Origin of the sequence: Bacillus litorisediminis (assembly GCF_022808645.1) — a bacterium.
Classification (GTDB): Bacteria; Bacillota; Bacilli; order Bacillales; family JC228; genus Bacillus_BF; species Bacillus_BF litorisediminis.
In genome coordinates, this window is record NZ_JAKZKT010000005.1 from 81256 (window position 1) to 106388 (window position 25133).

Here is a 25133-nt window from a genome sequence, read left to right on the forward strand (position 1 = left end):
CATAAATACTATGGACCTAGTTTAAACCCGGATGATAGGAAAACAAAAAAAAGTAAGCATCGGTTCTATTACCTTGCTTACCTTATGAGAACTAGGAACTATACTGTCTCATTTAATATTTTTGATTCTCTAGTTAATTTAAACTCGGCTTTTATGACACCAATTTGATCTTTTCTTGCATTTAGTACCGGTGCTTCCCAATAATGTTCCAGTTCGGCATAAATGCGATCGTCCCCAATACCCAGCTGCTTTAATACTTCCATCGCAGCTACACTGGTTGCTCTGGCATTTCCATCCTCTACTTTTATAGCAATACCGAGGCCAGTTTCCGAATCTCCAAGGCATTGGACTCCTTCTGCACCTGCTTTTGCAACAATTCTTCCTCCAAAGACTCTCATTAAATCCGTATCAAAGCGGTCCTTCCCTCCGACCATCTCAGGAGCAGATGTCATTGCTTTTCTGATTCTTTCAAGCGTCACTGCACGCTCTTTGTTTTCCATGGCAGAGGAATTCGCTAATCTGGCATAGCCTAATGCCGTATTCTTAAGAGGAACACGATGGACAGGGACTCCGCATCCGTCTACGCTTATTTCAATACTTTCTTTTGGAAATTGACAAACTTCTTCGATTGCCTGAAGTATCCGCTGCTGGTGCGGATGGTCAATTTCCCGGTAAGTATGGATATCCTCTCCCATATGAACGACTGCTGTGAGCATTCCAGAATGTTTTCCTGAACAGTTACTGAAAACCGCTGTGAGCTCCCCCCCATTTTTAATCAATTCTTTATAGCTATCCATATCTCTCGGGATATGGGTGCCGCACTGAAGAGCATTTTCTTCCAGTTTCAGTCTGCCGAGAATGTCCATGACCCGATTGCGATGAATCGGTTCACCGCTGTGGGAGGCACAAATAAGGGAAAGATCCGCCTCATCAAATCGGAAAGCATCTGCTGCCCCTGTCTCAACAACAGGAATCGCTTGAAATGGCTTCATTGATGAGCGAGGGAATGTTAATCGATTAGGGTCTCCATAAGAATAAACAAGCTCCCCTTCTGTATTTACAACGGCAATATGGATATCATGTGTACTTTCTAAATATGGTCCTCGATACACCTGGATTGCTTTTTCCATAGGTACAGCCTTCTTTCTGAATTGTCATTATCTTTCTATTACTTTTATTCTATCAATTTTTTATGTTTGTACAATCTTAATTCGTTTTGTATTAAGAAAAACCGGGCAAAAACTGCCCGGTCTTTTTTGCTGGCTAGAAAGCTGTTCTAAGAGGATATTTGTTCCGCTACTCTGAAAATGAATCCTCTTTTTTAACCAACAAACTTTTTTATGGATCCTCATTCCGCTATTTAATCAAAAATCCTTATTTGGAGCATGGTTTCGGTTCCTGGTTCCGTTATTCGCCCTTTTTTCCGTCAAAATTGAATGATTTTGTGCGAATAGCGGAATCAGAATCCGCTTCAGCCCCTGAAGTGCAGGTTTTTATTGAAATAACGGAATAAGGATCCGCCTAACTTTTTTAATGGATCCTCATTCCGCTATTTTTTCAAAAACCCTTGTTTGGAGCATGGTTTCGGTTCCTGGTTCCGTTATTTGCCTTTTTTCCGTCAAAATTGAATGATTTTGTACGAATAGCGGATTCAGAATCCGCTTCAGCCTCTGAAGTACACGTTTTTATTGAAATAACGGAATAAGGATCCGCCTAACTTTTTTAATGGATCCTCATTCCGCTTTTTCAAAAACCTTGGTTTGGAGCATAGTTTGCGGTTCCTGGTTCCGTTATTCGCCCTTTTTTCCGTCAAAATTGAATGATTTTGTACGAATAGCGGATTCAGAATCCGCTTCAGCCTCTGAAGTACACGTTTTTATTGAAATAACGGAATAAGGATCCGCCTAACTTTTTTAATGGATCCTCATTCCGCTATTTTTTCAAAAACCCTTGTTTGGAGCATGGTTTCGGTTCCTGGTTCCGTTATTCGCCCTTTTTTCCGTCAAAATTGAATGATTTTGTACGAATAGCGGAATCAGAATCCGCTTCAGCCTCTAAAGTGCAGGTTTTTATTGAAATAACGGAATAAGGATCCGCCTAACTTTTTTAATGGATCCTCATTCCGCTAGGATACGATACTATTTACGCTGGTGCAACAATGCTTACTTCGCCTGCCAACAACCTCAAAATTTTATACTTCCCCATCGCTCAGTCTAGCAGGCCCGTTTTGTTTTTCGAATCTGTTTATGGAATTGATTTTTCTGCATTAATATACCCGGCTCCATAAACGTTAGGATCGCGATCAGTCCACAAATCAGCTCCTCTTTTCAATAAATCTTTCACCTGCTGTGGCGTATAGCTTGGATTGGATTGAAGCATTAAGGCAACAATTCCTGCGCAAATTGGCGTGGCCATCGAGGTTCCTGACATAATGAAATAGTCTGTTCCGACCCTATTTCCCTTTTGTAATTTATCAATAAACGAATTAGGCGAGCGAAGCGACACAATATTAACGCCAGGAGCTAGAATATCCGGTTTTGTTTCACCGTAAATTGTTGGACCTCTGCTAGAGAAGCTTGCTACATCATCGTCTTCCCTTGCCGGTGTGTCACGGTCATCTAAGGCTCCGACTGTAATGACTTTATCGCTAATTCCCGGACTTGCAATGGTTCTCGCATCTGGTCCCTCATTACCTGCGGCAACACATACCACAATACCTTCAGCCCATGCTCTTTCTACAATTTGCACCATAGGGTCATCATTTTCATTTTCGAAAGCTTGAGCTGTACTGCCTAATGACATACTGATCACATTAATTTTATTTTGCGGGTTATTCTGATTATAGAGAATACACCATTCGACTCCTTGCATCACCGTATCTAATGATCCAGAGCCCATGCTATCCAAAACCTTAACCCCGATTATATTAGCCTCTGGTGCCGGACCTCTATATTGTCCAGAAGAAGCAGCGCCATTTCCTGCGACATCTCCGGCACAATGGGTTCCATGCCCATTATCATCATATGGTGCAGTTCTTTGGTTAACAAAATCTACAAAGTCTACAATTCTTCCTTCTAAGTCGGTATGCGGGTATACGCCTGTATCGATTACTGCCACCGTTACTCCTCTGCCAGTAAGAGTAGTACCGTTTCTAACGATATTTTGGGCATTTGCTGCTACTACGGCATTGTCTAAGAAAGCTTTTACTTCCCGATTTAAGTAAATTTTACGAACATGATTACAGTTTGTTAGAACCTTCTCTAAAGCATCCGGTGTAATATCTGCACTGAGACATGTGACCACTTGAAATTGGTTCTTTAGTTGACATCTCGTCCCATATTCAATAACTTGTCCAACTTGCTGACAGCCTTCCTCAAAATAATCTTTCTCAAACTCTATAATGACAGATAGTTTGCGTGTCTTTTTCAAAAAACTTTCAAACATATTATGCAGAAAGCAAGGAGTAAACTTAAATGGTTTATACATATTTAACACTTTTTCGCGTAAAGGACGGTCTAGCTTATGAGCATTTGAACGGACCATTTGAACCATCGAATATCCAAACATATTTCATCCTCCTTTAAGATTCGGTTCACTATAAGGTATGAAATATGGCAGAATACGAAGGTGTGATTGTCCACAATTTTTAAAAAATGGACGTAAAAAGAATAAAAACGAAAGGCTACCCGCTGAAGGATAGCCTTTCGTTTTTCCTAAGAATTTCTCCAAAATAAATTACAGCCAGCACGCTTAGACAATCTGCTGCCAGATAATAAAACCAATCCCAAGGCACATGAGCGATAATCAATCCTACTCTTTTACATCCAATATCTATCACTGAAGAGAAAGCAATGCCGAATAAAAGCCAGGTTTTACTTTTTCTAAAGAAAATTAAACAAGACAGAAATATACTGATAAGCAATAATTCCATCGAATTAAGTGCGACGCTTTCTTGTCCGATCCTTTCAAGCCATTCAACGTGAAAAGATCTGATCTCCATTATCCCGTATTGGAAAAAAGAAAGAATGGAGTGGATTGCATAATAACAACTAATCATAGTCAGTAATGAGATAACATTCCGATGGGTCTTGCCTAAATAATTCCACCATGCCTTCATAATCGGAAAATGAAGGAGCAGCAAGGTAAATGTATATCCCGTCTTCCACCAATACTGTTCATAAACCCCTAATCTCATAAAAAGAAGCTCAATCATGGAAAAAAGGATGGCCAATCCGATGCTCCAAATTAACCTCGCCTGAAGGATCGAAAAAATAGTAGCGGCAGATGCTATAATTACCGCATTTATGTAACCGCCCAGTTTTGAATCATACTCGTTCTTTATAAGATTTGGATAATATTCATAGGCATCTCCCCAAACGTAAATAATATAATCAAAAAGAAGAATTAACCCAAAAACTGCTAAAAAGAAATAAAAGATTCTTCTAGATTTTGTTTTCCGATAGGAAATGATTAGAATTACTATACCTATAATAAGTAAAGATGTATATGCCCAAGCTCCTGCGTTCAAAAAAACCACTCCATAATGGATTTACTAATCAGTATTGCCAATTACGGAATGGTGTAACATGATCTCTTTTCATTAACAAAAAAATGTTCTATTTTATCTTTTTTTATCATCCTTAAAAAATTCAAACCAGCTCCAATGACTTCTCCGGCAGAAGTGCTTCGTAAAGCTGCTTATATTCAAGCGCTGACGACTGCCAGCTAAAATCCAGTTCCATTGCCCGATAAACCAGCTTCTTCCAGGTGTTAGGCTGAAACCGGTAAAACATAAGTGCCCGCTCAATGGTATATAGCATGTCGTGAGCATTATAATTTGCAAAACTAAAAGCAGTACCGTGATCTTTTAACTCATCATATGGAACTACTGTATCTTTCAATCCCCCGGTTTCCCTTACAAGAGGGAGAGACCCATATCGTAAGGCGAGCAGCTGACCAATCCCGCACGGCTCAAATTGAGATGGCATCAGAAAAAGATCAGAACCAGCATATATCTTCCTTGCCAAGCTTTCATCGAAATATATATGCGCCGACACTTGTTCCGGGAACTCTTGCGCTAACGCCCGAAAAGCATTTTCATAGCGTTCTTCGCCTGTCCCTAAGACAATAAATTGTACTTTTTGACTCATAATTTCCTTGAATACATGGAGGACCAGATCGATCCCTTTTTGATCTACCAGCCGTGATATCATTGCAATGATCGGAACATCCTGGTTAACAGGAAGTTTTAAGTCTTGCTGAAGCATAGCCTTATTCTTCACTTTACCTTCATAATTAAAGTATGGTGTATAGATTTCAGTATCTGTTCTCGGGTTATACGCTTCATTATCAATCCCATTGATAATCCCTCGTAAAACTTGACTTCGCTTTCTTAAAAAACCATCCAAATTTTCTCCATAATATGGGATTTGAATTTCTTCTGCATATGATGGACTCACTGTTGTTATATAATCAGCAAACGCAAGTCCCGCTTTCATATAACTAACTTGACCATGGAATTCTAACGCGTCCATATGAAAATAAAGCTCACTTAAATCCAGCAGCTCCCACAGAACGGATTTAGGGTACACTCCCTGATAACGGAGATTATGAATTGTAAAAATTGTTTTTATTTCAGAATATAAGGGGTGTTTTTTAAAGTGAGCTTTTAACAGGACTGGAACGGGTCCGGTTTGCCAATCATGACAGTGGATGATATCTGGTTTATATTCAAGATAAGGAATAGCTTCAAAGATGGCCCTTGAGAAAAAGGCAAAACGTTCCCCATCATCAAAAAAGCCATAGCTGCCATGTCTTTTAAAATAGTATTCGTTATCTAAAAAATAGTAGGTAATTCCTTCCCTCTTATATGTTTCGATCCCACAATATTGCATCCTCCAGCCTACAGGGACTTCGATACTTGTGACAAAATCCATTTGCTCTTTAAACCAGAAGGGAAGATCACCGTATTTAGGCAATATAACAGATACATTTACTCCAAGTTTCTGAAGCTCTTTTGGCAAGGACCCAATCACATCGCCGAGACCGCCTGTTTTGATAAAAGGAGCGCATTCGGATGCAGCAAAAAGAACGTTCATCATCGAACCTCCATTTTAGACCTTCTCTGCCTTTTTAATGACTCTCGGTCCTTTTATAACCTTTTCCTTTGTAATTTTGGCCTGCTTATCAGTAATTACATTTTCAACGTAGGCCCCTTCTTCAATCACACTTTTTTGCATAATAATACTATTTTTAACGACAGCTCCTTTTTGAACGGTTACACCGCGAAAGAGAATGCTATTTTCTACCACCCCCTGAATATCACAGCCATTTGCAATTAATGAGTGCGATACTTTTGAGCAATGCCCGTATCTGGTTGGAGCCTCATGCTTGATCTTCGTAAATACGTCCCGTTTATCATTAAAAAAAGCTTGCATCACCTTTTGATTCAAAAAGGCCATATTGCTTTCAAAAAAACTCTCAATCGAATGAATAAACAGCATTTCGCCGGGCAAGCGATAACCCTTCACCCGAAAGTGATGCAGGTTTGCTTTAATAGCATCCTTTAACAAATCGTATTCATCATTTTCAACACATTTATATATAAGATCTACCAAAAGATTTTTATTAATGACATAAGTATCTAGACATACAAGGTCCCCTAATTGAGGGATTGTATATAATTGAATATCAGTTATATTTTCATCTTTGTCGATTGAACATTGATGATAAACCGGCTTATAGACCGGTGTTCCTTTGTAATCCTTATATACAACCGTAATATCGGCATTATTTTCGTTATGAAAGTCAATAAGATCGTTATAATCCATTTCACAAACATGATGACCCGGAGAAATTATAACGGTATCTGCCGGCGATCTTTGAAAAAACATAATATGATCGAAAAACTGCTGCAGATCCCCCTTCATCCTTTCTCCAGGATGAAGCGGCGGCAAAATATATAATCCCCCTGTGTGACGGTCTAAGTCCCATTCTTTCCCCGAACCCAGGTGATCCATAAGGGACCGGTATTTTTCTTTAGCAAACACCGCCACTTGGGTAATATCAGCATGAATATAATCAGATAAAGTAAAATCTATTAATCGATAGCGTCCCCCAAAAGGAACAGATGCTAAACATCGAGAAGAGGTCAAAGCTTTTAAAAACTGATTTTCATTCATCAAGTTGATTACACCTAATACTTCTCTCATCTACCCGTCTCCTTGTTAGTAATCTTTGCAGATCATGCTTACAATGCTTTCTTTTGAATATTGTTCGATATTCGCTGATTTTCCCCGATTAATATAATTTCATCATTTGGGTTGGCAGAACCGATTCTGACTCCATCCTCAATCACGGTTCCGCCGGCAATAATCGCCCTTTCAATCATGACGTTGTTTCCAATCGTCACATCAGGCATAATCACCGAATCTTTTATCCATGTATCAGATCCTACCGTGACATTTTGAGACAAGACAGAACGGAGCACACGGCCGTGTATTCTGCACCCTTCATTAATCAATGATTGCTTGATCTCTGCCCCAGGGGCAATATAATGAGGCGGAAGATTGGCGTTTACTGAATAAATTTTCCAGTCCATATCGTATAAGTCCAATTCAGGATTTTCTTCTAATAAATCCATATGAGCCTCCCATAGACTTTGAACTGTTCCGACGTCCTTCCAATAGCCTCTAAATTTGTAAGCAAAGAGATTGATCTGGTCAGTAAGCATTTTAGGGATTACATCTTTGCCAAAGTCATGAGAGGAGAGCGGATCTCTTTCATCAGCAATTAAGTAACGTTTTAACAGCTTCCAATTAAAGATATAAATCCCCATCGAAGCGAGATTGCTTTTGGGATGCGCTGGCTTTTCGTTAAATTCTGTTATGCGGTTATCTTCATTTGTCGTTAAAATTCCAAACCGGCTTGCCTCCTGCCATGGAACCTCTATGACGGCAATCGTTGCATCGGCACCCTTTTCTAAATGAAACTGCAGCAGGCGATTATAATCCATTTTATAGATGTGATCCCCAGATATAACAAGAACATACTCTGGGTTCTTTTGTTCAATGTAATGAATGTTTTGGAACACGGCATTGGCTGTCCCCAGATACCACTGACCTCCGTCATACCCCTTATAAGGCGGCAGCACATCGACACCGCCAAACTTCCGGTCTAAATCCCAGGTTGCGCCATTTCCAACATACCCATTTAAAAGATGAGGCTGGTATTGCGTTAAAACTCCTACTGATCGAATCCCTGAATTACTGCAATTGCTTAAGGCAAAATCTATAATTCTATACTTTCCCCCAAATGGAACAGCAGGTTTGGCCAGTCCTTTCGTTAATTCTCCCAGTCTTGTTCCTTGCCCCCCTGCTAAAAGCATGGCTACACATTTTTTAATGGCCTGCATTCACCTTTCCCCCTCTTTTTTTCGTCTGTTTCATAAAAATCGTAACCCCTAATGGAGGAACCGTGATTTCCATACTATATGGCTGATTGTTATAAGGCTGATTGTCTACTGCGATTGGAAGTGAATTACATTGTCCTGATCCTCCAAATGCAGGCGAATCGCTATTGAACATTTCCAAATAGCTACCGAGCGCCGGTACGCCAAGGCGATAGTTGTGATACACCCGAGATGAAAAATTACAAATAACGATACAGTAATCCCCTTTTCGTTTCCCCTTTCTCATAAATGATATGACACATTGACCGGAATCATGTGGATTGATCCATTCAAATCCCTCCTGGTCATGATCAAGCCTCCACAAACAACTTGTTTTCCTATAAAACTGGTGGAGATTTTTGATATAATCATAGAATTGCCGATGCGGTTCATACTCAAACAAGTTCCAATCCAGCTCTGCTTCATCCTTCCATTCATCAAACTGAGCAAATTCACTGCCCATGAATAAAAGCTTCTTGCCCGGATGTGTCATGAAATAGCCGTACAATAATCGTAAATTAGCGAATTTTTTCCAATAGTCTCCTGGCATTTTATTAAGCAAGGATCTCTTCCCATACACGACTTCATCGTGTGAAAGCGGAAGGATAAAGTTTTCAGAGAAGGCATAAAAAAATGAAAAAGTTAATAGATTATGATGGTTAGGCCGTTCATGTTCTTCGAGACACATATAGCGGAGAACATCATTCACCCAGCCCATATTCCATTTATAATTAAACCCCAGTCCCCCTGAATAAGTAGGAGCAGTTACAAGCGGCCAAGCCGTTGCTTCCTCTGCAATCATCAAACATTCTGGATAGTCCCTGAACACAACTTCATTTAATTTTTTCGTAAATGCTACGGCTTCTAAATTTTCCTCTCCGCCATTCTTGTTTTTTAAAGGTTCATGGTGATTACGGTCATGATTTAAATAAATCATGGATGATACAGCATCCACCCGAAATCCGTCCAGATGGAAAACGTCTAGCCAGAATATCGCATTAGATATAAGAAAGCTAATCACCTCAGGCTTTTTATAATCGAAACTGTAGGTCCCCCAAAGAGCCCTTTCTGCTTCACGCGGATCGATAGGTTCATAGAGCGGGGTTCCATCAAAACGGCCTAGACCATGAGCATCCTTACAAAAATGGACAGGGACCCAATCTAAAATTACTCCAACCCCTTTTTGATGGCATTGATCGACAAAATACATAAAATCTTCAGGGGATCCAAACCTGCTTGTGACTGAATAATAACCCGTAATTTGGTAACCCCAAGATCGGTCATACGGATGTTCCATAATAGGCATCAGTTCGATATGTGTAAAACCTGAAGAAACGACATAATCAATCAGCTCATCGGCCAGTTCACGGTATGAATAAAGCTCGCCATCCGCCTTCTTTTTCCATGTTCCGAGGTGAAGTTCATAAATAATCATCGGCTTTTTAAAATGGTCTATTTTTTTTCTTGTTTGCATCCATTTTTGATCCCGCCATTTATATGTACCCAGCCGATGAATTTTAGAAGCCGTATTTGGCCGGACCTCAGAGGAAAATGCAAATGGGTCTGCCTTTAGTACTTTTGTATTTTCAGGAGTGACGATTTCATATTTATAGAGTTCTCCTTCCTGTAGCCCTGGGACAAACAGCACCCATATCCCTGACTGAGGGATTCGTTCCATCTGATGATGTGACCCATCCCAGCGGTTAAAATCTCCTACCACCGCAACCCTTCTGGCATTCGGTGCCCACACTGCAAAACGAACCCCTTCCACCTCTTCATAGGTGATGAAGTGAGCTCCAAGCATGTTATATGCCTGATAAAGGGTTCCTTCATGAAAAAGGTATACGTCTAAATCACTTACAAGTTTGTTTTGAGCCTTGACGATGGTCCCTTCCATCTTTTTTACACCTCCGTCTCGTTTCTTTCCTCATGATTTATAGTGATAAAGAAACATTCGATGCGAAAAATGCGAACCCTTCAGTGAAAAATGTCTTTTATTGTTGAAAAATAAGCAATTTTGGGGAGTAATCGTTATAAAAAAAGATGTCCCAAAAGAGATCAGCTCTTTTGAGACATCTTTGAGTATCTATACTTATTAATGAACTTTTTCACCAATCATTTTTAAAGATTCCATTTGGGTTAAAAATAAATACGCCATCGCAACCGCCCAAGCTAGCGGAGTATTGACATTTGGTTTGAACGTACCGCCTATATACAATTCTGGAATCTCCCAGTTTTCCGGGATAATCCGCATGGTTTTTTTTAGGTATTCCGCTGCTTTTTCAAACATGCCCAGCTCTAAATAACATAGACCTAACCAAGGAAAACCGAAGCACCATTCTGCTTCACTGCCTTCGTTATAATACCGATCATTAGAGTAACGAATACAGCCGTAGGTTCTTTCTAAATGTGTAGTGACATTTTCCAGGATTATTAAAGCCATTTGCCGGTCTACCACGCGATAGGGGTAAATAAGGGATAGAAGAGCCAAATCCGTTTCTTTTGTGATACTTTCACGCGGCAGAAGCTTTTGTAATGCGATTTCCCCATTTGTGATCAGCTCATCCTTAACTTCTACCAGCATTTTTATAGCTTTTAATCCGGCTACGCATGCACCAATGCTAGAGGCATGGACCTCCATATTTTCTTCCCACATGCCATTGTCTTCATCTTCCCAGTAGCGGATACACTCTAAATAGTCGACCAATTTTTGCAGAATGACGATATCGCTTTCATCGCGAATAACTCGCTGTCCGTGACTAAAGCCTTCACCAACTCCCCAGAGAAATGCACCAATCGCATCATTTTGAGCATGCCCCCATTCTTGGTGAAGCTCCTTTAAATCCGTTGAATAGCGAGAATGAATATACTCATATAAATAAACGGGCTTTTTGGTGCGATGAATATCAATTTTCCATTCATAGCTTTTGAATAAATCAAATAAGGCATGATAGGCTTTTTCAAACCGTTCATCTGGTCTCTTTAAAAAAGGCAGAACCGTATAACAAACGTCCCGAATCCACACGTAATAATAATCCTGGGAAAGGCTCGCTGTATAAGTTCCGTTCGGCAGTCGCATGGAATCGAGCACCTGTAACGCTCTATCAATATTCATTTGACTTGCACTCCTTTAGAACTTTATTGAGCTTACTTTTTATTCTGCAAAACAGGTACTTACCTCTAATCAAAGGTAAATCCAGCTTCTATCTATTGTTAGTATTCACAAAAATCAGTCATTTCTAAACATCAAAATACCTTTGGACAGCTTGAACTTTTTGGCAAACGCTTTCATTTCTTCTGTTCATACACTATAAGGGGGTATACTTTATCCTATGATACTCGGACGAATTTTGATAATGGGGATATTTGGTTGTATCCTTGATTTTTTCACTAAAATTCCAACTGCAGTTGTGTTACAATACTTGCTAACGGACATACTGTCTAAAGTATATAAAGATCGATTTATTTTCACAAAATAAATAATTAGTTACAACTTCATTTATAAGGAAGGTTGAGAGCTGTGGAACATAACACCTCAAATTTTATACGGGATATTATTATTGAAGATTTAAAGACCGGTAAACGGGATAAGGTGATCACTCGTTTCCCTCCGGAACCAAATGGTTATTTACATATCGGACATGCCAAATCGATTATCATTAATTTTGATTTAGCAGATGAATTTAACGGGAAAACGAATCTCCGCTTTGACGACACCAATCCATTAAAGGAAGATACGGAATTTGTTGAATCCATTAAAGAGGATGTCAAATGGCTTGGCTATGAATGGGATGGTCTGTTTTTTGCTTCCGATTATTTTGAGGAAATGTATAATCGGGCCGTCCTTCTGATTAAAAAAGGGAAAGCCTATGTCGATGACCTGACGGCTGATGAAATTCGGGAATACCGCGGTACTTTAACAGAGCCGGGCAAAGAGAGTCCTTACCGTAATCGTTCAGTTGAGGAAAATCTTGATTTATTTGAACGGATGCGTAAAGGAGAATTTGGAAACGGTGAGAAAGTCCTAAGGGCGAAAATCGATATGAGCTCGCCAAATATTAATTTGCGGGACCCTGTGCTTTACCGGATTTCTCATGCAACCCACCACAATACTGGGGATAAATGGTGTATTTACCCGATGTATTCCTTCGCACACCCAATTGAGGATGCCATTGAAGATGTAACTCACTCTATTTGTACACTAGAGTTTGAAGATCAGCGTCCTCTATACAATTGGGTGATTGAAGAATGTGAAATGGAGAGCAAACCGCAGCAAATCGAGTTTGGCCGATTGAATTTAACCAATACGGTTATGAGCAAGCGCAAATTAAAGCAATTAGTAGCGGAAGGATATGTAGATGGCTGGGACGACCCGCGCATGCCTACCATTTCAGGACTAAGAAGACGAGGATTTACTCCAGAAGCGATCCGGGCATTTGTCCGTGAATTAGGAGTATCCAAGGGTGACGGGGCAGTCGATTCCCGCATGCTCGACCACTTTGTCAGAGAGGATTTAAAACTAAAAGTCCCTCGGACAATGGGTGTCTTGCGCCCGCTTAAAGTAGTCATCACCAATTATCCTGAAGGCCAGGTTGAAATGCTTGAAGCAGAAATTAATCCGGAAGCTCCAGAAATGGGAACAAGACAAATTCCGTTTTCCCGTGAAATTTATATTGAACAAGAAGACTTCATGGAAAATCCGCCAAGTAAGTACTTCCGTTTGTTCCCTGGCAATGAAGTGAGACTAAAGCATGCCTACTTTATTAAATGCGAAGATGTCATTAAGGACGCGGATGGAAATGTGGTTGAGATCCATTGTACCTATGACCCGGAAACAAAAAGCGGTACTGGGTTTACAGGACGAAAAGTTAAAGGCACGATTCACTGGGTGGAAGCCACGCAAGCAGTTCCTGCCGAATTCCGCCTTTATGAGCCATTGATTATAGATGAAGATGGAGAGGAAAAAGAGGATGAGGACAGCAAGAATTTCTTAGATTATGTGAATCCAAATTCTCTGCAAATTTTAAATGGGTTTGTCGAACCAAATATGAAGGATGTCAAACCTTATGATAAATTCCAATTCTTTAGACATGGCTATTTTAGTGTCGATCCAAAGCTCTCGACTGGAGAAAAAGCCGTTTATAACTTAATTGTGGAGCTGAAGAGTTCGTTTAAATTATAATGTTTGATTAAGAAGCCCTGAACCTAATGTAAGGTTCAGGGCTTTTGGATTGATGAAATGATTAAAGTTTGCATTACGCCAGATTTGGCTGCACTTGCGCGGAATCCTTATTTTCTGCCAAAATCCGCTTTAATTTCGCCCCATTCTTTTGTTTCCCATTTATAAATCTTATTGGTATATGTATTCTCTTCCAGCCATTTTTCCGCACGTTTTATTAATGACCAAATATATTGAGTTTTTTCCGAGTACTCCAGCTGGGTGTTCGCTTTTTTTCTTTTTACCCAAGAGATAGCGGTAGCAGAGTCAGAATAGATTGTTTTGCTGCTGTTCTGTTTTTTGAGCAGTGCCAGCGCATGAACAATTGCTAGAAACTCACCAATGTTATTAGTGCCATTTTCTATTGGACCCACATGGAAAATTTGCTCTCCCGTTTTTGTATCAACCCCCTGGTACTCGAGATCGCCAGGATTTCCGCTGCAAGCCGCATCGACGGAAATACTATCGTAAATAATGTTTGCTGGAACCTGAGGATTTTTTGAGTTCGAGCTTTTTGAGGTTTTCGTTGCATATGAATTGGCCTCCCCGGCAGTAAATGCAGCTTTCGCTTCCTGTTCGGTAGAAAAGGATTTGTATTTTGCCCCTTGATAACCGTTCACTTGCTCTTTGCACTCGTCCCAGCTTGTATAAATCCCAGGATTTCTCCCAATCCAAACAACATAATATTTTTTTGGTTTTGCCATATTGCTTGCCCCTCTATCAAAAAATTGTATTTGTATCAGACCATTCAATTTTTTACATATTCATGAATTTCCAGAAGGATTTAATACTCACATTATCCCACACCTTTGACAATCTAAAACTAGTAAAATAGTTTATTGTTTATTTTAGTGAAAAAATTATGAAACATGAGTTTAACCCCTGCACAACAAAGCAGGGGTTTTTACATTGAAATGGTGCAGTTTTAAATACGTTTTAAACTCATCACGATTTCCTTCAAAAATTCAACATAATGTTCATCTCTGGCTAGCCATGCTGAGTGATTTCTTTTAACATGTCTCTCGGCAGCTTCAAAGCTCGGGAAAGTCTCTGTCAAGGGGTCCCCATTCAGTTCAACGACCCACTCTGACTCATTTATGGAATAGATAAAGATCTGGTCTTCATTGCGATTTTCATATAAGCTGCCTTGCGGAATATTTTTGAGGTTATATTGATTCTTGAAAGCATCCTGTCTCATCGGTTCAATCGTAAAGGCAGCCTTTACGTAAAGCTCATAAGATTCTTCGTTCATCGAGCAGCCGGCTGCTTTAGCGTGCCCGCCTCCTCCAAATCGTCCGGCAACAGCTGAGACATCCACATCATCATGGATCGTTCTAAAGCTAATTTTTCTTCCGCCCATATTTAAAATGGTGATGTAATCCAAATGACTATTTTCCTTTCCCAGCTCACTTCCGAGCTCGGAATGATAAGATTCAGCATGAACAATACCTGTACAATACTCTCCGACAAATGTTTGAACCATTTCCCTTCTTTTTCTTCGGATATAGCGTTCAATTTTTTCCTCTTCCATATCGAGCAGCTTTTGTTCAAATTCATCATACTCAAAATGTTCACTTTCTAAGAGCCTAGATACCATTTTTTCTTCAAATTCGTCGATGGAAACCATAAAGAATAAATCATTCAAATGCTTGGCTTTGATATTGTCGTATTTTTCCCATTCCCACGTGTCATATTGCCGCACTAATTCTACAAATTCTTCCACTGCTGCGGAAGGCTGGATTAATTCATGTTCAACCAGATATTCATACAGCAGTGAGGTGGCAGAGGTTAAACGTCCATCCTCGTATTCCACTTTCACTAATCCCCAGCTATAGTCGTTAAAATGAAGGGCCGTTTTATGGTGATCAATCAGCCTTGCCATTCCGCCTTCCGAAACATATTCATCAAGTGCCTTTGTGTTTTCTTCATTAATTGATAAATCTGTAATAATTAAGAAATCCTCTTTCTGCTTTTTGTCGTTTTTCTTTTCAAGGAATCTCTCCACCTGAAAATCCAAACCCATCACAGAATTGTAGCGGACATCGACCTGGTCACCGAACGCAATTTTTGCGACAATTCCACATCCAACCCCATCTAAATCGTTATGTGTGAATAATTTGTACATAGAAATCTCCTCAAAAAATGTGAATGTATAACTGCTATTTTAGTGTGTTTCATCATTTATAAACTATACAAAACAATATAAATTCGACAAACTTCGCGGCTTGACAATCACCTGTCGGAATTTGACAAAAAAGTGAAGGGGTATTATCTTAGAATAATATAAAGGGAGGTTTAATGTAATGTCTGATTATAATAAACAGAAAATTGTGGCTAGTGTGCCGCAAACAGGATTTTTCGGGCATCCGAAGGGTCTGTTTACTCTTTTCTTTACAGAATTTTGGGAGAGATTCTCCTATTATGGAATGAAAGCAATCCTCGTTTATTATCTGTACTATGAGCTTTCAAAAGGCGGATTAGGTCTTGATGAGCCGATTGCACTTGCAATAATGTCTATTTATGGATCATTAGTATATATGTCAGGGATTATTGGCGGTTGGCTCGCTGATCGGGTGATTGGAACGTCAAAAGCTGTTTTCTACGGTGGAATTCTGATTATGCTTGGTCATATTGCATTATCAGTTCCTGGCAGTCTCGCTTTATTTTTCGTTTCAATGGTTTTAATTGTACTAGGTACGGGATTACTTAAACCGAATGTTTCCAGCGTTGTCGGTGAAATGTATAGTGAAGAAGATGACCGGCGCGACTCAGGTTTTAGCATCTTTTACATGGGAATTAATCTTGGAGCCTTTCTTTCACCGTTAATTGTCGGAAAAGTTGGAATGGATATTAATTTCCACCTAGGTTTTGCAATCGCAGCCGTCGGTATGCTTATCGGGCTTGTTATTTTTGCAGTAACAAAGAAAAAAAATCTTGGGCTTGCTGGTACATTTGTAGCGAATCCGCTTACGCCTGCTGAACGAAAAAAGTATGGAATAATCATTGTATTAGTTATTGCGATTATTGCCATTTTATGTGCGGTAACAATACCAACTGGTATTTTAAATTTTGACAGTTTTATCACTCTTGTCGGAATTTTAGGAATTGTAATACCTACCATCTACTTTATTGTGATGTATCGCAGTCCTAAAACCACTGCTGTTGAACGCTCTCGTATTATTGCTTATATCCCGCTCTTTATCGCATCTGTTATGTTCTGGGCAATTCAGGAACAAGGTTCAACGATTTTAGCTTTATATGCAGACAAACGGACCCAATTGGAGTTTGCTGGGTTTACTATTAATCCTGCCTGGTTCCAATCATTGAACCCATTATTTATTATTATTTTAGCCCCTGTATTTGCATCGTTGTGGATTAAGCTCGGGAAACGTCAGCCGACGATACCGCAAAAATTTGCGTTCGGCCTATTGTTTGGCGGTCTTTCCTTCCTAGTCATTTTACTGCCAGCCTACTTTGTCGGTGCGGATTCATTAGTTAGTCCATTATGGCTTGTACTTAGCTACTTCATCGTAGTATTGGGTGAGCTTTGCTTATCGCCGGTAGGACTTTCAGCTACTACTAAGCTTGCGCCTGCAGCCTTTTCAGCGCAAACGATGAGTCTTTGGTTCTTATCCAGTGCTGCTGCACAAGCTATTAACGCACAACTCGTTAATTTCTACTCAGCAGAAAATGAAATGCTGTACTTCGGAATCATTGGAGGCGTATCCATCGTTCTAAGTTTCATTCTGTTCGCATTTGCGCCTAAGATCCAAACCTTTATGAAGGGTGTACGGTAAAAAATTAAGGTGTAGCTATACACGATATGGAAATTGTCGACAAGAATTGTTTTTGATGATAAACGGATAAAATTCGTTGATAAATCTTCAAATTTGTTGATATACGGTCAAAATTCGTTGATAAACTTCAAATTTGTTGATATACGGTCAAAATTCGTTGATAAATCTTCAAATTTGTTGATATGCAATCAAAATCCGTTGATAAATCTTCGAGATCTCCAATACTGCCTTTAAAAAAGAGGTGTCCTTTTAGTTGGACACCTCTTTTGCTTGTATCGGTAAGACTTTCGTGCTGCATATCAAAGCTTTATTAAAACTTACAATCCGATTTCTGTTTCTATCAGCTGAAATTGGGTAACGTCAGCAATACCCCGATTTGTTATACGAATTTCAGGAATCACAGCTAAAGCAATTAAAGAGAAGGTCATAAATGGTGCATTGATTGGACAGCCTAATTCCTTCCAAGCTTTTTCTAGCAGCTGCACCTCTTGAACAACTGTCTCTAAAGGCTGGTCAGACATGAGACCTGCAATGGGCATCGCAACTCTGGCCAATACCTTCCCATTCTCGACTGCAATCATTCCGCCGCCGCATTTTATTAATTCATTTGCTGCAAAAGCCATATCTTCAGGATTCGTACCCATCACTAACAGATTGTGGCTATCGTGAGCCACAGTTGATGCTACCGCTCCTTTCTTTAATTGGAAGCCATGAGTATACCCAAGGGAGACTTGTCCGCTTCCATGGTGGCGGTCAATACAAGCAAGCTGAATAATATCCTCTTCGATATCCGGCTGAATAACACCGTCCTGTACTCTTAAGACAGCTGTCATTTTTTCCGTGCGTGCACTATTTTCTATAATTTTTATCACATGTACCTTAGTTTCCGATTTTCCGGTTTTACTTTTTAGTAAAAAGTCGGCTGTGGTGAGTTCTGCTTTTACGTTCATTGAATTTCTCACATATTCAGGATACGTGTAGCTCGGGAAAGCAGCAACCATTTTCCCATTTTCAAAAATCACTTCTCCATCTGCTAAAACGGTCATGGGCTCCACTTTTTGAAGATCTTCGATGATTAATATATCGGCACATTTTCCTGGTGCGATTGCTCCTATATCTTGTTCCAATTTAAAATAACGTGCCACATTTATGGTGGCCATCTGAATTGCTGTAATCGGATCGACTCCTTCTTCTATCGCACGGCGAACAACGTGATTTAAGTGCCCTTTCTCTACTAGAGTCTGCGGGTACACATCATCCGTTACTAAACTAATATTAGCCGTATTAACTTTATCTTCAGTTACTACCTTGATTACTTCTTTTACATCATGCCACGCTGAACCTTCGCGAATCATTAAATGCATGCCTAGACGCACCTTTTCAAGCCCTTGCTCTCTTGTTACAGTTTCATGATCAGAGGTGACACCGGATGCTAGATAAGCTTGGAGCATATAAGGATCTTCTGCAGGAAAATGCCCGGTTACGGTCTTATTTGCTTTGATAGTCGCTTCAATTTCCCCAAGCATCAGAGAGTCACCAGATACGACCCCCGGGAAATTCATAACTTCGCCCAATCCCGCAACATGATCCCATTGTAAACCAGCCTGTACATCCTCTACTTGAATAGACGCCCCTGCATCTTCTAGGTCCGCCGTGGCCGGAACACAGGACGGAAAGGTTGTAAAAACTTTTAGCGGGAGCTGCTGCCCCTCTTCATGCATCAGGCGTACTCCTTCGATCCCAAACACATTAGCAATTTCGTGCGGGTCCATAAAAATGGCTGTTGTTCCTTTTGTCAAAGCTGCTTTGGCAAATTCAGTTACGGAAAGCATGGTGCTCTCCACATGCATATGCCCATCTATAAAACCGGGCACCAGAAAACGATTGTTTGCTTCGATGATTTTCGTGTTTTCCCCGATGGTATGGTCAGCCTTTCCTACAAAGGCAATTCGCCCTTCACTGATAGCAATGTCCATATTTTCTAATAATTCACCTGAATAAACATTGACTACTGTTCCATTTTTAATAACGGTGTCAGCTTTTTCAATTCCGCGCGCAACCTTTGACAGCTGCTGACTGACTTCATGCAGTTTCTTCCTCATTGTACGATTCTCCATGGAGGACATCTCCTTTCAAATAAAAAAAACTGGGCATGTAATATACCCAGGCTTTTCTACAATCGTGAGAAAATGACAAATATCAGTCATATGTTCATATCTGTATATGTCACGTTCACCCTTCATGTAGTCCGGTAATTTACGGTTACCTGGTAGAAACGCTTGAGCCCTATCCCCAAGCTTATACATTTTGCTGAACTATTTTTCCTATTATGGCACATTCGCACATCACCTGTCACTCCCAAAGTTCATAGGGTACGCCCTGTGATTGATCGAGAGTTTTATTGGATTTTCCTGAGTACTAGATTTTCCCAGATTCTCCACGGGAGGATTGTCTTAAGGGCAAGCATCAATTTTACTCCTTTTCCAATGGAATAGCGTAGTGCAGGGTTCCGTTTCTCGGCAATATCAGCAATTAACCTGGCGACTTCAGCAGGGTCTCCGTATCGAGGAGAGGATTGTTCCAGATGATTTTCGATTGTTTTCAACATTTGATAATAAGGAGAGTCGGGATCTAATGATCGTTCTGAGATTCGTTTTCCTGTTGTCCAAATACTGGTTTGAAAAGAACCTGGCTCCACTAAAACAACATCAATGCCAAATGGCCTTAGTTCGAGTCTCAAGGATTCACTGAAACCCTCCAAAGCATACTTAGAAGCATTGTAAGGAGATAGACCCGGAAAACCGATTTTCCCGCTAATACTGCTTACATTTATAATCTTCCCAGCCCTTTGTTTGCGCATCATCGGAAGAATGGACTGGCTAACCGCTATAACTCCAAAAAAATTCGTTTCAAATTGCTTTCGATATTCAGCGACAGAAATTTCTTCGGCAAACCCCGCTCCTGCATACCCTGCATTATTAACCAGCACATCAACAGAATCGAATGTTTCCTGTAAAAAACGTTGGCATGCAGAAATTGATTGCTCTGAGGTTACATCTAGTTCAAATAATTGAATCCGATGTGCAACACCATGCTCCCTCGCTCTACTGAGCAATGTTTCGCCTTTGTCCAAATTTCTCATCGTAGCTGCAACTTGAAACCCTCGCTTTGCCATCTCTAATGAGGTAAGCAGTCCAAAGCCGCTGGATGATCCTGTGACAACCGCTACTTTATTTTTCATATCGTTACTCCTTTATCTAGTCCTGTATAGTCAATCATAAGCTCCATCAACCGTCTATATTCTTTCTATTCTATATTAGTAAATAATTTATTAAATGCTTTTTATATAAAAAACCAGCGACAAAAATTTTATTTCTAGGTCTTAGGTTGACAAACTTCTACATAATCTTACAATAAAAGATAGATAATTATGGTAAATTTTACGTATTTTTAGTAAAAATATAGGAATATACTAGTAGAATTCTATTTTTTCAAAAGGTCATTTGTAATACAAGACTTCAGGCTTATTAATGAGGGTGGGGATGAAAACATGACGAAGGAGACCAAAAGCAAGACTCTGGGCTGGTGGAAAGGTGTGAAGTCCAGTCAGCCATCTTTTGAAGAAGAGATCATTACTGAAGATGTTGAACTGGAGGAGTTTCATATCATGTCCGATGCAGAAGAGAAAGTGAATCCATATTCAATATTCTCAAAGGATAATCAGGATAAAATTACACTGGATATGATTGTTGCTTTAGAAAATATGTTAAAGGACCGTCAATTAATTCTTTATAAAAATAAAGGTCTTGAAGAGCAGCTTTTAAATGAGAGGGAAATAACACAGCGTCTCAAACAGGATATTTTAAAGAAAGAAAAGACCATTCAAGAAAAAAATCAGGAGATTCATAGTTTAGAAATAAACCTGACCAATAAGCAAATGAGCTATGATCAGCTTCTTGAGGATTATAAGGATTATCAGAATACATCGAACCAAGAATTTGAAAAAATCTCACATCAGCTTGAAAAAGAAATTCAAAAATATAACAAGCTTAGCGAAGAGTCTACGAGTACACAGTATCAAAATCTGCTTCGCATCAATCAGCTTGAAGAAAAAATCAGAGAACTTGAAGTTGAGAATCAAAAGTACTTTGAGCAGTATGAAAAGATTCTTGAAGAAAAAAATCAATTGCTGCAAACTATCAAAGATTTTACAGAACGGATGTCTTTTTCCTTAGCGCCAAAAACAGCTTCTTCCCAATCGGAGTAAACAGACTTTTTCAGCCTATTTAGAACGGAATAGAAGGGGAGGTACCTATGTCTGTTTACAACGGTAAATTGCTCGAGCTTTTATCGGTCGAGCAAAGAGCGGAAAAATATGTATTGCGCGTCAGATTATTTTTCCAAAGGCCATTCGAATTTTTTTGGGAAATTGACGATGACACAGCGGCCCATATTCAAAAAATAGTAGAAAATAAAGAACCGTTTAAATATAGAATTTCTTTTCAAAGCACTTGGGACCATTATAAAAGTCAGTATGTAAGCTTTATAACTAGAACATACAGAGATCAGAGTGACCGAATCTTTTTCCCTTGCTCAGAAGAGTTTGCTAAAGGGCTAGGCATCTTAAAAAAAATGGAACCTCTACAAGAAATCAACGAATTTCCATTTTTATTTCGGGAAGAAACAATAATTGAAACCGAAAAAACAGAAAAACCAGAGGAACCTCCATCCCAAAGCAATCATAGATATACCTGGATTACGGCGACTGTCATTGCCTGTTTATTCATAGGCTCTTTTTTCATTGTTTATTTAAAGGATTCATTTAAAAATGAATCTCCTTATACATCGGTGGTAGAGGCTAAGACGGTTGAACAAGAGGAGTATGCCGTTTCAATGGATGGGAAGGAGAAGATAGCGGAAACCGGAGACCCTTCAACTCAAACATATGAATCTAGTATTCCGGAAAACTATCAATCTAGTAATCAAGCAAACACAAATGAAGAGCCCGCTATCCCTTTTATTGAGGTAGACGAGGTTTTAACCTATAGTATCCCCGAGGGAAGGGTTGCACTGACTTTTGACGATGGCCCTTCAAGGTATTCACAAGAAATCATTGATATCCTGAAACAATACCAGGCTGGAGGAACGTTCTTTTTTACCGGTTTAAATGTTAAAAAGTACCCGGACTATGTTCAATATGTATATGACAATGGGTATTCCATTGGCAGCCATTCGATGTCCCATGCGAACTTCACAACGCTTTCGTATGAGGAACAGGAAAGAGAATTGCTGCAATCGGCGGGATTAATAGAAAGTATAATCCATGACGATGTCGTGCTCTTTAGACCTCCATATGGAGCAAAAAATGAAACCACCCTAAAAATAGCAGAGCGCACCAATCATAAACTAGTTCTATGGAATAAGGATACCGAAGACTGGAAGCATCAAAACGCAGAGGAAATTTTTCAATATGTTGCCGAGTCTGATACTTCTGGAGCCATTATCCTTCTCCATGAATCGCAGGCTGTAATTGATGCTTTGCCGAGAATTATTGAGTACTTACAGAAACAAGGTTTAGACATCGTAGGTCTTAAATAATACATGTCCTCAGTTAAACCGATTTTTATCTTCCGACATAATAAGCCATTATTGTAAAAAAACATTTACTAGCTATTAACTAGTAAATGTTTTTTTGGCATTTATCTTAGATTCAACGGTAACACCGACCGTGTCAATCGAAAGAGTTACTATATTTGCATTTACCCCATGCTTATGTAAAACATGATGAATGTGATCAGTAAGTTGTTTATCATCTTTATCTGTTAAAGCAATCATGGTTGGACCTGCCCCGCTTAAAGCCACCCCGATGGCTCCATACTGTTGGCCAGTTGCTAACAATTCCTCAAGCCCTGGAATAAGAGCTGCACGGTATGGCTGATGAATTCGATCTGACATCGCTTCATATAAGACAGAAAGTTCTCCTCGCGCTAGAGCACCCGCCAACAAAGCTGAATGACCAATGGCATATACTGTATCTTCCCGAGAATAAGAAGAGGGTAAAACATCTCTGGCAGCGGCTGTGGATAAGGAATATTCCGGAATAGCCACTACTGCCCGAATACCCTCAGGCGGAGGAAAGTGAATATAGGAAACCTTTCCATCGTTTTTGGCTGCAACCACAATACCGCCGAATAAAGATGCCCCTACATTATCAGGGTGACCTTCCATTTGAGTTGCTAAATAAAAGATTTCATTCTTCTCTAAAGGTTCATCAAGCATGATATTCGCCGCAACCATACCTCCTACAATCGCGGCTGCACTGCTTCCTAAACCTCTTGTTAATGGTATTTCGCTCTCTACTTCCATCTCAAGCTCTGGAATAGGAAAGCCTGCACGCTTAAAAACCGCTATAGCCGCTTGATATATTAAATTATCTTTACCGGAAGAAAGTCCCTCTAAATTGTTCCCTCTAAACGCAATCCGAGTGTTTGAAGCTCGGCGCATTTTAATCGTAGTATATAAATTCAGAGCCATTCCGATGGCATCAAAGCCAGAGCCGAGATTGGCCGTACTTGCAGGAACTCTAACCGTCACTTCAAACTGTTCCATTGTGTTCACCGGCATATTCATGCAAAACCTTTAATACAGAATCATAACTGCTATCAACTTTAACTGGCTGGATTTTGGCATATTGAATCGATGTATCCGGGTCTTTTAATCCATTTCCTGTTAAAACACAAACGACTTTTTTGCCTGCTTCTAACTGGCCAGATTGTCGTTGTTTGATAATTCCTGCTAACGAAGCGGCTGAAGCCGGTTCAGCAAATATTCCTTCAGAACGGGCTAAGGTTTGATAGGCTTCTACAATTTGTTCATCGGTAACTTCATCAATCAGGCCATTTGATTCCTGTAAAGCATTTGTTGCTTTCTCCCAGCTTGCCGGGTTTCCGATACGGATTGCAGTGGCAAGCGTTTCAGGATTCTCAACAACTTTACCTTTTACAATTGGCGCTGCACCTGCTGCTTGAAAACCATACATTTGTGGCAGCTTCTCAGTTTGGCCGTTCTGATAATATTCTGTAAATCCCTTCCAATAGGCTGAGATATTTCCAGCATTTCCAACCGGTATTGCCAAAATATCCGGGGCATCCTGGAGTTCGTCACAGATTTCAAACGCAGCCGTCTTTTGTCCTTCCAAACGATACGGATTAATGGAATTGACAAGAGTAATCGGTTCTTTAGCCGTAATGTCTTTGACAATGGAAAGAGCATCATCGAAATTCCCATTAATTTCAATAATTTTAGCCCCGTACGCGATCGCTTGGGCTAACTTCCCAAGGGCAATCTTTCCCTCTGGTATTAAAACAAAACAATTAAGGTTAGCTCTCGCTGCATAGGCTGCTGCTGAAGCAGAGGTATTGCCGGTTGAAGCGCACATAATGGTTCGGCTGCCCTCCTCGATTGCTTTAGCAACAGCCATAACCATTCCCCGATCTTTAAATGAACCTGTTGGATTCAATCCCTCATACTTAAAATAAAGCTCAAGCCCTAATTTTTCAGATAAATTAGGTGCAAATAATAACGGGGTATTCCCTTCATGTAAGGTAAGAGATGGGGTCTTTGCTGTAATTGGTAAATAAGGTGCATATTTTGCCAGAATTCCGCTCAT

At 39.9% G+C, this 25133-nt stretch carries 18 protein-coding genes and 1 riboswitch; of the genes, 4 read left to right on the forward strand and 14 right to left on the reverse strand.

Annotated features, from left to right (window positions below):
* Positions 1–98: 98 nt before the first annotated feature.
* The 8 genes from MLE14_RS04060 to MLE14_RS04095 all read right to left on the reverse strand — a co-directional run bounded on the left by MLE14_RS04060 (position 99) and on the right by MLE14_RS04095 (position 11564).
* Positions 99–1130 (reverse strand): asparaginase, encoded by a 1032-nt coding sequence (locus MLE14_RS04060; RefSeq protein WP_243297049.1) that lies wholly within the window; start codon positions 1128–1130, stop codon positions 99–101.
* A 1114-nt stretch (positions 1131–2244) separates the two neighbouring features.
* Positions 2245–3567 (reverse strand): S8 family peptidase, encoded by a 1323-nt coding sequence (locus MLE14_RS04065; protein ID WP_243297050.1) that lies wholly within the window; start codon positions 3565–3567, stop codon positions 2245–2247.
* Between the two features lie 115 nt (positions 3568–3682).
* Positions 3683–4528, reverse strand: coding sequence for a hypothetical protein (locus tag MLE14_RS04070; RefSeq protein WP_243297051.1), 846 nt, complete (start codon positions 4526–4528; stop codon positions 3683–3685).
* A gap of 121 nt (positions 4529–4649) precedes the next feature.
* Positions 4650–6098 (reverse strand): glycogen synthase GlgA, encoded by a 1449-nt coding sequence (glgA, locus tag MLE14_RS04075; protein WP_243297052.1) that lies wholly within the window; start codon positions 6096–6098, stop codon positions 4650–4652.
* A gap of 15 nt (positions 6099–6113) precedes the next feature.
* Positions 6114–7211, reverse strand: coding sequence for a glucose-1-phosphate adenylyltransferase subunit GlgD (gene glgD, locus MLE14_RS04080; RefSeq protein ID WP_243297053.1), 1098 nt, complete (start codon positions 7209–7211; stop codon positions 6114–6116).
* Between the two features lie 38 nt (positions 7212–7249).
* Positions 7250–8413 (reverse strand): glucose-1-phosphate adenylyltransferase, encoded by a 1164-nt coding sequence (locus MLE14_RS04085; RefSeq protein ID WP_243297054.1) that lies wholly within the window; start codon positions 8411–8413, stop codon positions 7250–7252.
* Entirely contained in the window at positions 8400–10346 is a 1947-nt protein-coding gene (gene glgB, locus MLE14_RS04090; protein WP_243297055.1) for a 1,4-alpha-glucan branching protein GlgB, read from the reverse strand. The genes MLE14_RS04085 and glgB overlap by 14 nt, the downstream gene beginning before the upstream one ends.
* 198 nt (positions 10347–10544) lie before the next feature.
* Entirely contained in the window at positions 10545–11564 is a 1020-nt protein-coding gene (locus MLE14_RS04095; RefSeq protein WP_243297056.1) for a glycoside hydrolase family 15 protein, read from the reverse strand.
* A gap of 405 nt (positions 11565–11969) precedes the next feature.
* Between MLE14_RS04095 and MLE14_RS04100 the strand changes: the two genes are divergently transcribed.
* Positions 11970–13631: a glutamine--tRNA ligase/YqeY domain fusion protein gene (locus tag MLE14_RS04100; protein ID WP_243297057.1), complete on the forward strand. Its 1662-nt coding sequence runs from the start codon at positions 11970–11972 to the stop codon at positions 13629–13631.
* A gap of 107 nt (positions 13632–13738) precedes the next feature.
* Here the strand turns inward: MLE14_RS04100 and MLE14_RS04105 are convergent, their stop codons facing one another.
* Entirely contained in the window at positions 13739–14371 is a 633-nt protein-coding gene (locus MLE14_RS04105; RefSeq protein WP_243297058.1) for a ribonuclease H1 domain-containing protein, read from the reverse strand.
* 221 nt (positions 14372–14592) lie between these two features.
* On the reverse strand, positions 14593–15792 hold the full coding sequence (locus MLE14_RS04110) for a DHH family phosphoesterase (RefSeq protein WP_243297059.1): 1200 nt from the start codon (positions 15790–15792) through the stop codon (positions 14593–14595).
* 178 nt (positions 15793–15970) lie between these two features.
* Between MLE14_RS04110 and MLE14_RS04115 the strand changes: the two genes are divergently transcribed.
* Positions 15971–17464: a peptide MFS transporter gene (locus MLE14_RS04115; protein ID WP_243297060.1), complete on the forward strand. Its 1494-nt coding sequence runs from the start codon at positions 15971–15973 to the stop codon at positions 17462–17464.
* A gap of 317 nt (positions 17465–17781) precedes the next feature.
* On the opposite strand, the gene ade is transcribed toward MLE14_RS04115, so the two are convergent.
* Complete coding sequence (gene ade, locus MLE14_RS04120; protein WP_243297061.1) at positions 17782–19590, reverse strand: adenine deaminase; 1809 nt, start codon at positions 19588–19590, stop codon at positions 17782–17784.
* A 98-nt stretch (positions 19591–19688) separates the two neighbouring features.
* Positions 19689–19790, reverse strand: a riboswitch (purine riboswitch).
* 72 nt (positions 19791–19862) lie between these two features.
* The gene (locus MLE14_RS04125) at positions 19863–20705 is read right to left on the reverse strand and encodes an oxidoreductase (protein ID WP_243297062.1); all 843 of its coding nucleotides are present in this window, start codon (positions 20703–20705) and stop codon (positions 19863–19865) included.
* Between the two features lie 309 nt (positions 20706–21014).
* On the opposite strand from MLE14_RS04125, the gene MLE14_RS04130 reads away from it, so the two are divergent.
* Both MLE14_RS04130 and MLE14_RS04135 read left to right on the forward strand, forming a co-directional pair.
* A complete protein-coding gene (locus tag MLE14_RS04130; RefSeq protein ID WP_243297063.1) occupies positions 21015–21731 on the forward strand; it encodes a hypothetical protein in 717 nt (238 codons plus the stop codon).
* A 47-nt stretch (positions 21732–21778) separates the two neighbouring features.
* Positions 21779–23062 carry a polysaccharide deacetylase family protein gene (locus tag MLE14_RS04135; RefSeq protein WP_243297064.1) on the forward strand — a complete coding sequence of 428 codons (1284 nt, stop codon included), beginning with the start codon at positions 21779–21781 and terminating at the stop codon, positions 23060–23062.
* Positions 23063–23137: 75 nt separating this feature from the next.
* On the opposite strand, the gene thrB is transcribed toward MLE14_RS04135, so the two are convergent.
* Positions 23138–24073, reverse strand: a complete 936-nt coding sequence (gene thrB, locus MLE14_RS04140; protein WP_243297065.1) for a homoserine kinase — start codon at positions 24071–24073, stop codon at positions 23138–23140.
* A complete protein-coding gene (gene thrC, locus MLE14_RS04145) occupies positions 24060–25133 on the reverse strand; it encodes a threonine synthase (RefSeq protein ID WP_390628192.1) in 1074 nt (357 codons plus the stop codon). The genes thrB and thrC overlap by 14 nt, the downstream gene beginning before the upstream one ends.

Coding starts and splice junctions, on each gene's coding strand:
- MLE14_RS04095 (WP_243297056.1), bottom strand. CDS start 11,564: ATGAATATTGATAGAGCGTTACAGGTGCTCGATTCCATGCGACTGCCG.
- MLE14_RS04085 (WP_243297054.1), bottom strand. CDS start 8,413: ATGCAGGCCATTAAAAAATGTGTAGCCATGCTTTTAGCAGGGGGGCAA.
- thrC (WP_390628192.1), bottom strand. CDS start 25,133: ATGAGCGGAATTCTGGCAAAATATGCACCTTATTTACCAATTACAGCA.
- MLE14_RS04115 (WP_243297060.1), top strand. CDS start 15,971: ATGTCTGATTATAATAAACAGAAAATTGTGGCTAGTGTGCCGCAAACA.
- MLE14_RS04130 (WP_243297063.1), top strand. CDS start 21,015: ATGACGAAGGAGACCAAAAGCAAGACTCTGGGCTGGTGGAAAGGTGTG.
- glgA (WP_243297052.1), bottom strand. CDS start 6,098: ATGAACGTTCTTTTTGCTGCATCCGAATGCGCTCCTTTTATCAAAACA.
- ade (WP_243297061.1), bottom strand. CDS start 19,590: ATGTCCTCCATGGAGAATCGTACAATGAGGAAGAAACTGCATGAAGTC.
- MLE14_RS04105 (WP_243297058.1), bottom strand. CDS start 14,371: ATGGCAAAACCAAAAAAATATTATGTTGTTTGGATTGGGAGAAATCCT.
- thrB (WP_243297065.1), bottom strand. CDS start 24,073: ATGGAACAGTTTGAAGTGACGGTTAGAGTTCCTGCAAGTACGGCCAAT.
- glgB (WP_243297055.1), bottom strand. CDS start 10,346: ATGGAAGGGACCATCGTCAAGGCTCAAAACAAACTTGTAAGTGATTTA.
- MLE14_RS04060 (WP_243297049.1), bottom strand. CDS start 1,130: ATGGAAAAAGCAATCCAGGTGTATCGAGGACCATATTTAGAAAGTACA.
- MLE14_RS04125 (WP_243297062.1), bottom strand. CDS start 20,705: ATGAAAAATAAAGTAGCGGTTGTCACAGGATCATCCAGCGGCTTTGGA.
- MLE14_RS04110 (WP_243297059.1), bottom strand. CDS start 15,792: ATGTACAAATTATTCACACATAACGATTTAGATGGGGTTGGATGTGGA.
- glgD (WP_243297053.1), bottom strand. CDS start 7,211: ATGAGAGAAGTATTAGGTGTAATCAACTTGATGAATGAAAATCAGTTT.
- MLE14_RS04135 (WP_243297064.1), top strand. CDS start 21,779: ATGTCTGTTTACAACGGTAAATTGCTCGAGCTTTTATCGGTCGAGCAA.
- MLE14_RS04065 (WP_243297050.1), bottom strand. CDS start 3,567: ATGTTTGGATATTCGATGGTTCAAATGGTCCGTTCAAATGCTCATAAG.